A 12,884-nucleotide genomic window follows, 5' to 3' on the forward strand; every position below is an offset into this window, starting at 1 on the left:
ATCGGTTATTGCGGCATTACATTTTGTAATGCTACGATCGCGACATGACCGAAAAGGAAGTGCCCCAATCGGAGTGGCTGCCGCCGCTCAATCCGCTGCATGTGTTCGAAGTCGCGGCGCGGCTCGGCAGCTTCACCAAGGCGGCCGAGAAGCTGCGCGTGACCCAGCCGGCGGTCAGCCGGCAGGTCCGCACGCTCGAAGACTTTCTCGGCGTTCGGCTGTTCGAGCGTGACCAGCAAGGCATTCGGTTGACGCCGGCCGGTGAGCAGTTTCAGCGCGAAGTCTCGCCGGCGTTTCAAATCATCCGGACCGCCGCCGCGAACCTCAAAGAGACCCGCAAGGTCGAGCCGCTCAAGATCCGCGTCTATACGACCTTCGCGTCGAAATGGCTGATCCAGCGGCTGCCGTCATTTCACGTCGCGCATCCGAACATCCGGCTGAACATCAGCAACGTGGTCGCCCCGATCGACTTCTCCAAGGACCGCGTCGATCTTGCGATCCAGTTCGGCGACGGCAAATGGCCGGGCGTCGTATCGGAATTGCTGTTCACCGATCTCATCCAACCGGTGTGCAGCCCGAAACTGCTGAAGACTGCGCGGCTGACCGAGATCGACGATCTGCGCAACGTGCAGATGCTGCACTCGCATTATCGCCGGACGGACTGGCACGACTGGCTGGCCGCCGTGAACCGCACCGATCTGCTCACCAGCAATGAAATCAGTTTCTCGTCGTCGATCCTGACGTATCAGGCCGCGGCCGAAGGCGTCGGTGTGGCGATCGGCCAAATTCACTTGCTGCGCAACGAAATCACCGACGGAACGCTGGTGCCGCTGTTCGATGCGCCGTTCGAGCGCAAGCTGGCGCACTACGTCGTGCGGCCGAAAGGCCGGCCGCTGAACCGCAAGGCGCGCAGCTTCTTGATCTGGCTACGCAAGAGCATGGATGAGTTCACGGCGGCGAGCCGGACGGCGTCACCTTAGAACAGCTCGAAGTCGCATTCGTCAGCGGCCGCCGGCTCCGGCTCCTTGGTGACGATGCCGAAGCGCCGCAGCGCATCGCGATGCTGGTTGCGCTCGCGCTCCATCGTGTAGCGCGCATAAAGCTGGTCGAGCACCGCCTCGTCGGATGGATCGATCGCGACCGTGCCGAGATCGCCCACGGCGCTTTCCAGTCGCTGGGCGACCGCCGGCAGCGCCGCAGCGCCGACGCCGAGCGTCGCCATCTGATCCATCGCGCCGTTCATGACACGGTCGAACTCGCCGCCTTCCTGAACCAAGCGGAGAATCAGGCCGCCGAGCCGCTCGTTGCCGGCTTCCACCTCGTGCAGCGCACGCAGGATTTCGGCTTCCATGCTGCTGAGTTCGTGCTGCTCGTTGCGGGATCGCGTCGCCCGAAGTTCGTCGGCCGCTCCTCCGATGCCGGCCAGTAGCGGCTCGAGTCGCACCGCGACGCCGCTCATATGGTCTGCCGTCACCTTCATCTCGTTGGCGATGACGACGAATGCTCGTCCCTTCGCGCCGAGGTGCCCAGCCTTGAGACTGGCATTCATGCCGATCAGTGTGATGTCGATGACCGAGTCCGCCAGATTGGCGATCGCATCGCGGAACTTCACCAGCGTGCCTTCCACCACGCTCAGCGCCTCGTCGATCGAGCGGCCGCCGTCCTCGCACATCGCGATCAGATTCGAAGCCTGGGCCAAGGTCCCGCGGACGCGAGACAGAAACGACGAATCGCCGTCCTTGCCGCCGTGCAGCGAGCGGCCTCGCTCGATCAGCAGCGATACTTCGGAGATGATCGTCGACAGCGACTGGACGATCTCGCCGATGCCGCTCTCGAATTCCTGCTGCGCATCCTTCAATTGCGCGGCTTCGAGTTGGACGATGACCCGGTCGAGCGAGCCGCCTGCCGTCATCGTCGGAACGAGGGTGGGGCCGGCGTCGCCGACCCGCTGCAACCCCTCGCAGACATGCTCGAGGCGTTGCCGCGTGCTGTCGCCGGCTTGCAGCAGAACGATCGAGCGGCCGACCACGTCGCTGATCTTGCGCGCGCTGCCGCCCGCGAGATCGGCGACATGGATGCTGCTGTTGCGCTGGCGCTGGAGATCGGCAAATGCCGAGCGCAGCTCGGTGGTGGAGGCGCCGAGCTGCGGCCGGTATCGACGTTCGAATTCGGTCTGCCGGCTCCAGGCGGTCTCCACCGCCGCGGCGAGCAATTGCTGGTCGCGCGCGCAGTCTTCGATCGAGATCTGCACGGCCTTGCCGAGGTCGAAGGCCTCCTGAGTGAAGGCGACGAAATCGCCGCGATCGCCGTCGAGCGAGGCCGACTCGATCTTCGCGCTTCGGGCGACGATCATGATCATGCCGACATACTTGGCCAACTGCTTCAGCAGCCCGCCCGATTCGATCACGGTGATCCGCAGCCTGTCGAGGAGCGCGCTCTCCGCCGGCAACGCCTCGGCAAGATCGTTCAGCCTCCGGGCGATATCCTGCAGCGCCCCCGAAGCGCCCTCGATCTGGGCGCAGGACAGTTCGCCCGATAGCGCGCTGAGCGACTCGTTGAGGCCCTGAAAGATCGTGTGGCCCTGACCGAGCTGACCTCCGACCTGGGCGAATGTGGTTTCGATCCGCGACGAGACCTGTTCGATCGACGTGATCGCGGCGGCGAGCTGATAATCTGACGATGTCACTGCATCAATCCGTCAGAGCCGTCTGGGCGGTCTGCTGCCACATCATGATCTCGCGCGGAATCTGGGTCAACGACACCACCTTCTCGACCGCGCCGCATTCGATGGCTTCCTTGGGCATGCCGAATACGACGCAGCTTTCCTCGTCCTGCGCGCGAGTGGATGCGCCGAGCTTCCGCATCTCCAGAAGGCCGCGCGCGCCGTCGTCGCCCATCCCGGTCATGATGATGCCGAGCGCATTGGGGCCCGCGTGCTGCGCGGCGGAGCGGAACAGCACGTCGGCCGACGGCCGATGCCGCGACACCGGAGGGCCGTCCTTGATGGCGATGCTGTAGCGCAGCCCGGTTCGTTGCAGCAGCATGTGCCGCGCACCCGGCGCGATATAGGCCCAGCCCGGCAGCACCGGATCGCCGTCCTCGGCTTCCTTGACGTTGATCACGCAGCCGGAGTTGAGCCGCCGCGCGAACGCCGCGGTGAAGCCCTGCGGCATGTGCTGCACGATCAGAATCCCCGGACAGTTCGGCGGCAGCACTTCGAGCACGTCGTGCAGCGCCTCGGTGCCGCCGGTCGACACGCCGATGCAGACAATGCGTTCGGTCGTCGGTCGCGACTTGGTCGCCACCGGCGGCGGGATGATGGCGTCGGCGGTGAGCTTTTGTTCGATCACCCGGCGCGCCGCACGCGGCCGCACGCGCGCGCGCGCTGCCGACTTGACCGCCTCGCGCAGCCGCCCGGAGCTTTCCCACAGCGCCTGCCGCGTATCGATCCGCGGCTTCGGCACGATGTCGACCGCACCGGCCTCGAATGCCTCGAACATCAGGTCCGAGCCTTCGGGGGTCAGCGACGAACAGATCACCACCGGAATCGGCCGCTGCGCCATGATCTTGCGCAGGAAGGTGATGCCGTCCATGCGCGGCATCTGGATATCGAGGATGATGACGTCGGGCAGCTCTTCCTGCAGCCGCCGAGCCGCCACGAACGGATCCGACGCGGTCCCCATCACGGCGATCTCCGGATCCTCGCTCAGGATGCTGCTGAGGATCTGACGCACCGAGGCCGAGTCATCGACGATGAGCACGCTGATCGGTTTCTTCGGCATTCAATGCGTTCCCTTCAGATCTCGAACTTGCCGTACCGATCGCGCCAGGACCAAACTCCGGCGCTGACTTCCGCTGATCACACAAGCCGCTGATCACACAAGGCGACCAGGCTTCGCGGTGACCGGCTAGATCTTAAAGATCGTTGGTTGAACCTGCCTTAACTCCGGCAGCGCGCTGTGAATCATCGATTCGGAATGTCCCACCAACAAGTAGCCGCCCGGCCGCAGGTGCGAGGCGAGCCGCTGCACCACCCGGCGCTGGGTTTCACGATCAAAATAGATCAGGACGTTCCGGCAGAAGATGATGTCGACGTCACGATCGACCGGATAAGACGCATCCATCAGATTCATGCGGGTGAAATTCGTCAGACGCCGCAGCTCCGGCACGACCCGAACCTCGGTGCGGGTGTGGTCTCGCGCTTTGAGGAAGTAGCGCTTGGCAAACTCTTCGGGCACCGGCTCGATCGTATCGCGGTGATAGATCGCGGAGGTCGCGATTCGCAGCACCGCGGTCGAGATATCGGTGCCGAGAATGCGGAAGTGAAACCGCGATCCGGTGCGGGTCATGTCGTCCAGCACCATCGCGGCCGTATAGGCCTCCATGCCGGTGGAGCACGCGGAACTCCAGATTTTCAAATCGCGGGACTTGCGCCCGTGCTGCCTGAGCAGATCGGGGACCGCCACCCGGCGGATGAAATCGAAATGCTGGGGCTCGCGAAAGAAATCGGTCTTGTTGGTGGTGACGACGTCGATCAGATGGATCAGTTCGTTCTCGAGGGCGTCCTCGTCCGACAGATGATCGACGTAGTCCCCGACCGCGTCGAACTTCAGCGCGCGGACGCGCTTGAACAGGCGCCCCTCCAGCATCAACCGCTTGGCATTCGGCAGTCTGATGCCGACGTGGCCTTCGATTAGTCCGGCGATCGACTTGAATTGCCGATCCGACAGTTGACGCCTGGCTTCGTGCATTCCGCGGCACTTTCGAGAGTTGGAAGGAGGAACGAGGGGCCGTTCGGCTCGCCCGGGCTGTGACGCCGAACGGCGGAAACGGCCCCTCGTCCAGATTGCTCATCCGGCGCTCGGCATCGTCACGCTCGCGGTCGGAGCGCGACGAACGCCGGCCTCGATCAGCGCTGGAAGTCCGCGTCGCGATCGTCCTCGCCGTCGCCGAGCGCGAAGGCGAAGCCGCCGCCGCCCGCGGCCTTCAGCTGGCGCTGCGGCTTGGCCGCCGGCTTCTTCGCCGGGCCACGATCAACAGCCGCCATGTGCGCGGCCTTGCTGCGCAGCTGGCTGACGGCCTTGTCGATCGGCGCGCTGCGCAGCTGCGCTCCGCTTTCGTCGATGCGGAAGAAGGCGATCGTCGACTGCAGCTGCTCGGCCTGCGAGGCGAGCTCTTCCGAGGTCGAAGACACCTGCTCCGAGGCGCTGGCGTTCTGCTGGCCGACCTTGTCGAGTTGCTGGATCGCCTGGTTGATCTGCGACGATCCGACGTCCTGCTCGCGGCAGGCCGAGGTGATCTCTTCGACCAGCTCGGCGGTCTTCTTGATGTCGGGCACCAGCTTGGCCAGCATCTCGCCGGCTTCGCGGGCGACCTTCACGGTCTCGGCCGAGAGCGAGCCGATTTCAGCCGCCGAGGCCTGGCTGCGCTCGGCGAGCTTGCGCACTTCCGACGCCACCACCGCAAAGCCCTTGCCGTGTTCGCCGGCCCGCGCCGCTTCGACCGCCGCGTTCAGCGCCAGCAGATCGGTCTGGCGAGCGATCTCCTGCACGATGGTGATCTTCTCGGCGATGGTCTGCATTGCTTCGACCGCACGACCAACCGCCGCGCCGCTCGCCTCGGCGTCCTTGGCGGACTGCGCGGCGATCTTCTCGGTCTGGTTGGCGTTCTCGGCGTTCTGCTTGATGTTGGAGGCCATCTCCTCCATCGACGAGGAGGCTTCCTCGGCCGACGAGGCCTGCTCGGTCGCGCCCTGCGAGAGCTGCTCGGCGCTGGCCGAGAGTTCCTGGCTGCCGGCCGAGACGTTCTGCGCGGCGGTCAGTGCTTCGGACACGATCTGGCGCAGCTTCTCCACCATCTGCTCCAGCGCGATGCCGAGCGTATCCTTGTCCGACAGGCGCTTGGCATCGACCGTGAGGTTGCCCTGCGCGATCTGGTCGGCCATCGCCGCGGTCGCGTTGAGATTCGCGGTCATCGCATTCAGCGACTTCACCAGATCGCCGATTTCGTCGTTGCTGGCGACGTCGATCTTCTTGCTGAGATCGCCGATCGCCACCGCATCCGCCAGATCGACGGCGCTCGCCAGGGCCTTGCTGATGTTGATCGCGATCCAGGTCGCGGCGATCAGCGCGATGACGAGCGACGCGATCACCAGGCTGATCAGCATCAGCTGAGCGCGCGCGCCATTCTCCTTCGCCTGCTCGGTCTGATCGGCCATCAGCTTGCGAACGAAGGTGGTGTACTCTTCGAGGTTCGCGGTGGCTTCACTGACAGCCCTGCGGACTTCCGTGGTCGACAGCTCGGTCGCCTTCGGCTTGTCGGTCTTGGCGAACCGGAGTGCCTGATCTTCGCTGCTGTTCAGACGCAGGTAGGAAGCCGAGAACTTGTCGAGAATCTTCTTGCCGTTCTCGGTCGCGGCCGCGTGGATCTCGTCCCGCAGCTGCGTCAGCTTGATGCGGATGCTGCCGATCTCCGCGATGTAGCGATCCGTCTCGCCTTCATTGACAGCCAGGATCGCGTTTTTCTCGGCGCGGATCTGCTGCAACACCATTTCGTTCAGGTGGCTGGCCTTGTCGAGCCGGGCGGCTGCCGCCGTGAGCGACTCGGTGGTGGCGCTCATTTCGCTCAGCTTCATGTAGGCAAGCCCGCCGGCGATGGCGGTGAGCAGAATGACGAGGCCGAACCCGCTCGCGAGCTTCGCTTTGACCGTGAATCTCATCTTTGATCTCACACTTGAATTGATCGGTTGAATTGGGTTGCTACGCCTGACACCACTCACGCTTCACCTAGGCGGCACGGGATGCCTCCATGGCCATCTCGTGCTCCGGTAACTTGGCACTCGCCATCAGCTTGGAGAGATCGAAGATGATGACGAAGCGCTCGCCTTTACGGCCGATGCCGGCGATGTAGTCCGACTTCCATTTCCCTCCGACCTCCGGGACCGCCTCGAGCGAGGAGTCCTCGATGCCGGTGACCTCGTAGACGCAGTCGGCAACGAAGCCGACGCCGACGATGCGGTCGCCGATCGGAACGTCGAGAATGATGATGCGCGTGGCTTCGGTGGCGGGGACCGCGGGCAGATCGAGCTTCAGCCGCAGATCGAGAATCGGATAGCCGGCACCGCGGACATCGATCATGCCCAGCATGAAGTCGGGCGCGTGCGGCAGACGGGCGATCGGCCGCATGTCGAGGATTTCGCGGACGTTGCGGATCGAGATGCCGAAAGTCTCTCCGGCCAATCCCAACGTCAGATATTGCGCCATTTCGGCCATCTTACACTCCGCCCCAGCACAGCCAGTCGCACCCAAGCGCGTTCTTCAGGGAGAGCGCGCTCAATTGAGGATCCGTTCCATGTTCGGCACGATGACGAACTCCTCGCGCCATTTGGTGATGAAGCGGATGTAGTCCGGCTTCCAATGCATCCCGACGCGCGGCGTCTGCTGCACGTCGACCTTGGAGATCTCGGTGACTTCGTACACCTTGTCGGCGGTGACCCCGACCAGCACCGGTTCGTTGTCGATCCGCACTTCGAGAACGACGATCCGTGTATCGACGGTTTCGCGCGCGGCCGGCATACCGAAGCGGATACGCAGATCGGCGAACGGGATGACATTGCCGCGGACGTTGATGACACCCGGGACGAACGCTTTCGCGCCCGCCACCTTGGTGGCCGGAATCGGATCGATGATCTCACGCACCGATTCCGCATCGAGCGCGAATTTCTCGTCGCCGAGCCCGATCATCACCACCTGGATGGCATCGTCGTGGGTCGCGTCTTGGGCTTGGTCCCTGCTCATCAGGCCGCCTCGCTCATCTGCTGCTTCTCCGATTGCGCCTGTGCAAGCGCGACGAGCTGGACCACGTCGAGGATCAGCGCCGCGGTGCCGTCGCCGAGGATGGTGGCGCCGGAGAAGATCGTGACGTTGGAATGCAGCTTCGACAGCGACTTGATCACGGTCTGGTGGTTGCCGATGATCTGGTCGGCGACCAGACCGACGCGGGTCTCGCCGGTCGAGATGATGATCGTCTTCTGGTGTTCGTCCGGCTCGCCGGTGGACTCGAAGGCGTCGCGGAGCCGCATGAACGGCACGAGGTTGCCGCGGACGTTGAGGAAGTTCCGGCCGCGCGAGCGCTCGTCTTCGGCCGTCAGCTCGACGCATTCTTCGACAGCCGACAGCGGGATGATGTAGCGCTGGTCGCTGACGCGGATCAGCAGACCTTCGATGATCGCCAGCGTCAGCGGCAAACGCAGCGTCACCGTCGTGCCCTGACCCGGCACGGTCGACAGATCGATCGAGCCGCGCATGTTCTCGATGGTGCGCTTGACCACATCCATGCCGACACCGCGGCCGGACAGCGCCGAGATCGTCTGCGCGGTCGAGAAACCGGGGTGAAACAGGAATTGGTGGATCTCATGGTCGGACAGCGCCGCGCCGGGCGCGATCAGCCCCTGCTCTTCCGCCTTGGCGCGGATGCGCGCGGTGTTGAGCCCACCGCCATTGTCCTTCACCGTCACCAGCACCTGGGCGCCGGCATGCACCGCCGCGAGTTCGATGCGGCCCTGCTCCGGCTTGCCGGCCGCTGCGCGCGCCGACGGCGCCTCGATGCCGTGGTCGATCGAGTTGCGGATCAAATGAACCAGCGGATCGGCCAGGCATTCGATCATGGTCTTGTCGAGTTCGGTATCCTCGCCAGAGGTGATGAACTCGACCGGCTTGCCCAGGTCGCGCGACAGATCGTGGATCAGGCGGCGGAAACGGCCGAACAGCGACCCGATCGGCACCATGCGGGCGCCCATCGTGGTGTCGCGCAGGCTGGAAGCGAGCCGCTCGATCTCCTCGGCGATCATCTTGATCGACAGATCGGAGCCGTGCGCCGCGAGCTGGCTGAGACGCGCCTGGGCGATCACCAGTTCGCCGACCCGGTCCATCAATTCGTCGAGCCGCTCGGCCTGCACGCGTACTGTCGCGATGCCGCGATCGTCGGCGCGGCGCGGTTCACCGCTGCGCCGCTCGGGCTTCGCCGCAGGGCCCGGCTGCTCGGCTGCCGCGACCTCGACCGGCGCCTGGGCCGGCACCAGCGGCACGTCGGCCGCCAGGATGTCCGGAAACGGTTCGGCGGCGACGGGGGCCGAGTCACGCTCCTCTTCGAGCAGCGGCTCCAGCGAGAGCTTCATTTCGTCGATCACGAACATGAAGACGTCGTCGATCGCGGCCTTGTCGCAATCCGAATGCAGCGCGACGTCCCATTTCAGGTAGCAGTCTTCCGGCTCGAACTCGTCGATGAACGGAATGTCGTCGGTCAACGGCACGACGAAACAGGGGCCGAGCTTGGCGAGGTCTTCGAGCAGGTCCAGCGGATTGGAGCCGTTGCGGAGGATTTGCTGGTCGAACTCGAGGCGGAGCCGCCAGCCGACCGATCGTTTTTCGGCAGGCGCGGCGACGACGGGCGCGTGGGTTAACTCGACCTCGGCAGCGCCCGCTTCCGGCGGCACGAAGCGGCTGAGATCGGCCAGGATCGCATCGCCGATGATGGCGTCGGTGTCGTCCGGCGTCTCGATCAACGCGCGGATGAAATCTTTGGCGGCGAGCGCAACGGAGATCAGATCCTGGGTCGGCTTGATCTCGCCCTTGCGGACGCGCTCGAACGCGGTCTCGAATTCATGGGTGAAAGTCGCGACCTTGTCGAACCCGAACATCGCGCCCGACCCCTTGATGGTGTGCAGGGCGCGAAATGCCGAGTCGATCAGCTCGCGATCGTCGGGGTTTTGCCCGAGATCCAGCAGGGCCGCTTCCAGGACCTCGAACAGCTCGGCGGCCTCCTGGCGAAAAATCGCTGCCGGATCGATCATGGTCATGCCCGCACCAGCCTGCTGACGACGGACACGAGTTGCTCGGGCTTGAACGGCTTGGTGATCCAGCCGGTCGCACCGCAGCTCTTGGCCTCCTGCTTGACCGCGTCGTTGGATTCCGTGGTCAGGAAGACGATCGGCAGCCCCACCAGGCTCGGCAGTTTGCGCAGCGCCTTGATCAGTTCGAGGCCGTTCATCACCGGCATGTTGAGATCGGTGATGACGAGATCGACCTTGCTGGCCTGCGCCTTGGCGAGGCCCTGGGCGCCGTCGCCGGCCTCCAGAACGCTGTGCCCGGCCGGCTCCAGCGTCACCTTGATCATCTGGCGGATGCTGGGGGAATCATCGACGGTGAGAATCGTGGCCATCAGGAGCCACCTTTCTTCTGCGGGAAATGCTGATCGATCGCCGCGTCGCTGGAAAAGCCGGCGCGCCGAATAGTGTTACGCAGAGGTTGGGACAGCTCGGTCAGGACGACGGGCCGTCCTTGCGCTTCGCCGGTCTTCGCCGTCGACAGCAGGAGCTGGACCGAGGTGACGTCGGCCTTGTCCACGCTGGAGCAGTCGATCTCCAGCCGGCCCTGTCGGCTGAAGGCTTCTCGGACTGCCTCGTAGATTCCCCGGATTGAGCTGATACTGAAGTCGGAAGGAAGCCGTAGCGAATTCTTCGCACCGGCAGAATCGTGCGTCATTGCAAGCCCCAGTCACACGGCGACTCACGCGGGGACAATTGGTGATGCAATCGCCGCGCATTCGCTCAGTGCCCTGAGTGTGCCGATGAGATATTAAGAAATTATACTTGGAGGATTTAAAGTTACGCCCCCCGCGTAGCGCCGATTATTACTTATCGAGGCGGAGACGCGCCCACCTGTTCGCGGTTACCAGGCGGAGTATCGCCTGCCGCTCAGGCACAATTCTGCACCCGTAATCTGATACTGCGTACATTTACGTAGGCGGGCCTCTTCGCTCGACGACAATCGAATCGAGCAACCGTCTCAGTAGACGTTTAACTTCCGACAGGTAGGTTTATCGCGACTGCCGCTCATAAGCGCCAGTATTAATACGGGGACCAGCCGAGATGCTCATCCAGGCGCTTCTTGTCGACGACAGCCGTTCTGCCTTGGAGTACATGAAGCGTCAGATCGAAGCCGCGGGCGACGTCGGCGCGATTACCTTCACCGACCCGCTCGAGGCACTTGCCGCGGCCAGGCATACGGACATCGCTCTTGCGCTGGTCGACTACGAGATGCCGCATCTCGACGGCATCAGCCTGATCCGTGAGCTTCGCGCGCTTCCGCACTTCTCGGACATTCCGATCGTGATGATCACGTCGATCGAAAGCGACGACGTCCGGCTCCGCGCCCTCGACGCGGGCGCCACCGACTTCCTGTCCAAGCAGCAGAAGACCCTGGAAACCCAGGTGCGGCTTCGCAACCTCGTCAAGCTTGGGCTGGCGATCCGAAAGCTCAACGATCGCGCCGCACATCTGGCCTGGGAGGTCGCCGAGGCGACCCGGCAGTTGCAGGAACGAGAGGAAGAAATCATCCTCCGGCTGGCGCTGTCGGTCGAGTATCGCGACAACGACACCGGCGACCACACCCTTCGTGTCGCCAAGTACAGCCAGCTGATCGCGGGCCAACTCGGCCTTCCGCCACGACTATGCCGCGACATTTATCTCGCCGCACCGCTGCACGACGTCGGGAAGGTCGCGACACCCGACCACATCCTGCTGAAGCCGGGCGGCCTCACTCCGGAAGAGATCGCCGTGATGCGGACGCATACGACGGTCGGCGGCACGATTCTCGCCGGCAGCCGGTGCGAACTGATTCAACTCGCCGCCGATATCGCGATCGCCCACCACGAACGCTGGGACGGCGCCGGCTATCCGCACCGCCTGAAGGGCGAGGACATCCCGATTGCCGCCAGGATCGTCGCCGTCGCCGACGTGTTCGACGCGCTGACGACCAAGCGTCCCTATAAAGAAGCGTTCACGCTGCCGACTGCGCGGCAACAGCTCGAAGAAGGAAGGGGCCGCCACTTCGACCCCGCCTGCGTCGACGCGTTCTTCGCGCGCTGGCCGGACGTCGTGGCCATCGCGACCGGACAAAGCCTGCCGATCGCCGCCGACGCGCCGGCGCTGCAGCCGGGCCTGAGCGTGACAGCTCCAAACGAGGTGGTTGCCTTACCGTCCTGAGCGCTTGGGCGATGCATTCAACGCCGCCGACGTCGGGTCGCGAGATCTGCTGATCACACGCATGACAACCGAGCAGGTCCCGGCCGTCCGCCTTTCGCCCGCCTCGCCCTCGCCTGTGGTTAGCCGCTCGGAGCCTCGTTGGAATCGCCGGGGTCGGACAGCATCCCGCTGCCGGGCGTTTTGCTCTCGTCGGTCAATTCGGGCTTGGTGTGCGGGCCGGCCGGGTTCGGCTCGGTTTTGACGTTGGCCTCCCGGGATGTGGCCTTGCCGGCAGTTCCGCGGCTCTCGGCATGCTCATCGTCGCCCGCCTCATGCCGTTGCCCGACTAGATCCCTGTCCGCCATGATGTCACTCCTGCCTATCCAACTTCTGCCGCGCGACCGCACCCTCCCAAGGGGAGTCCGCAGCGCAGCGTCATCACGGCAACAGCGAATGGCGTGCGTCTGTTCCTGGCAGCAGCCGCGTCAAAGCCTGCGACCAAGTGAGCGTCTCTTAAGCCGACGCCCTCGGCGGAACCTGCTTGGCGGCGAAGACGCGGACGCGCACCAGCGATCCTCAACCCATTGAAATCGTTGGCTGGGGCGGGAGGGTACTCAGCCAGCAGCCAACCGGATCGAACTTATTGAAATTATTGCGTTTCTATTCGCGACACAGGGCGTGTGTAGCATCCAAGTGTAGCATCAGCAAGTCCCGTGGCGGGACGAGCGGAAAGGCGCAGGCGCCCAGTGTCCCTACAGGCATGGGAATACGCCAACCTCGCTCGATCTCGATTGTCCGGTCGAGTCCGGGAAACAACATCCGGCTGCCGACCTCGAATTGAACGATTCAAGGCCGATAGGCG

At 64.3% G+C, this 12,884-nt stretch carries 12 protein-coding genes; 2 read left to right on the forward strand and 10 right to left on the reverse strand.

The genetic code is table 11. The features are described 5' to 3' along the window. The first annotated feature begins 44 nt into the window (after positions 1 to 44). Positions 45 to 980, forward strand: coding sequence for a LysR substrate-binding domain-containing protein (locus IP86_RS16865; RefSeq protein ID WP_054163696.1), 936 nt, complete (start codon positions 45 to 47; stop codon positions 978 to 980). Here the strand turns inward: IP86_RS16865 and IP86_RS16870 are convergent. From IP86_RS16870 to IP86_RS16910, 9 genes are all read right to left on the reverse strand, one after another. Then, positions 977 to 2,686: a hypothetical protein gene (locus IP86_RS16870; RefSeq protein WP_054163697.1), complete on the reverse strand. Its 1,710-nt coding sequence runs from the start codon at positions 2,684 to 2,686 to the stop codon at positions 977 to 979. The two genes, IP86_RS16865 and IP86_RS16870, sit on opposite strands and share 4 nt — an antisense overlap. A gap of 4 nt (positions 2,687 to 2,690) precedes the next feature. After that, positions 2,691 to 3,782, reverse strand: a complete 1,092-nt coding sequence (locus tag IP86_RS16875; protein WP_054163698.1) for a protein-glutamate methylesterase/protein-glutamine glutaminase — start codon at positions 3,780 to 3,782, stop codon at positions 2,691 to 2,693. A 126-nt stretch (positions 3,783 to 3,908) separates the two neighbouring features. Then, positions 3,909 to 4,751 carry a CheR family methyltransferase gene (locus IP86_RS16880; protein WP_054163699.1) on the reverse strand — a complete coding sequence of 281 codons (843 nt, stop codon included), beginning with the start codon at positions 4,749 to 4,751 and terminating at the stop codon, positions 3,909 to 3,911. Positions 4,752 to 4,909: 158 nt separating this feature from the next. Then, complete coding sequence (locus IP86_RS16885) at positions 4,910 to 6,718, reverse strand: methyl-accepting chemotaxis protein (RefSeq protein ID WP_054163700.1); 1,809 nt, start codon at positions 6,716 to 6,718, stop codon at positions 4,910 to 4,912. 67 nt (positions 6,719 to 6,785) lie between these two features. Continuing rightward, on the reverse strand, positions 6,786 to 7,271 hold the full coding sequence (locus tag IP86_RS16890; RefSeq protein WP_054163701.1) for a chemotaxis protein CheW: 486 nt from the start codon (positions 7,269 to 7,271) through the stop codon (positions 6,786 to 6,788). Between the two features lie 60 nt (positions 7,272 to 7,331). Further along, positions 7,332 to 7,796, reverse strand: coding sequence for a chemotaxis protein CheW (locus IP86_RS16895; RefSeq protein WP_054163702.1), 465 nt, complete (start codon positions 7,794 to 7,796; stop codon positions 7,332 to 7,334). After that, positions 7,796 to 9,856, reverse strand: a complete 2,061-nt coding sequence (locus IP86_RS16900; protein WP_054163703.1) for a chemotaxis protein CheA — start codon at positions 9,854 to 9,856, stop codon at positions 7,796 to 7,798. The genes IP86_RS16895 and IP86_RS16900 overlap by 1 nt, the downstream gene beginning before the upstream one ends. Further along, positions 9,853 to 10,218, reverse strand: a complete 366-nt coding sequence (locus IP86_RS16905; protein WP_054163704.1) for a response regulator — start codon at positions 10,216 to 10,218, stop codon at positions 9,853 to 9,855. The genes IP86_RS16900 and IP86_RS16905 overlap by 4 nt, the downstream gene beginning before the upstream one ends. Next, on the reverse strand, positions 10,218 to 10,541 hold the full coding sequence (locus IP86_RS16910) for an STAS domain-containing protein (RefSeq protein WP_054163705.1): 324 nt from the start codon (positions 10,539 to 10,541) through the stop codon (positions 10,218 to 10,220). The genes IP86_RS16905 and IP86_RS16910 overlap by 1 nt, the downstream gene beginning before the upstream one ends. 386 nt (positions 10,542 to 10,927) lie before the next feature. Between IP86_RS16910 and IP86_RS16915 the strand changes: the two genes are divergently transcribed. After that, a complete protein-coding gene (locus tag IP86_RS16915) occupies positions 10,928 to 12,043 on the forward strand; it encodes an HD domain-containing phosphohydrolase (RefSeq protein ID WP_054163706.1) in 1,116 nt (371 codons plus the stop codon). A 119-nt stretch (positions 12,044 to 12,162) separates the two neighbouring features. On the opposite strand, the gene IP86_RS16920 is transcribed toward IP86_RS16915, so the two are convergent. Then, entirely contained in the window at positions 12,163 to 12,387 is a 225-nt protein-coding gene (locus tag IP86_RS16920) for a hypothetical protein (protein ID WP_054163707.1), read from the reverse strand. Positions 12,388 to 12,884 lie beyond the last annotated feature (497 nt).

It is taken from the genome of Rhodopseudomonas sp. AAP120, from assembly GCF_001295845.1.
In the GTDB taxonomy this organism is placed as follows: Bacteria; Pseudomonadota; Alphaproteobacteria; order Rhizobiales; family Xanthobacteraceae; genus Rhodopseudomonas.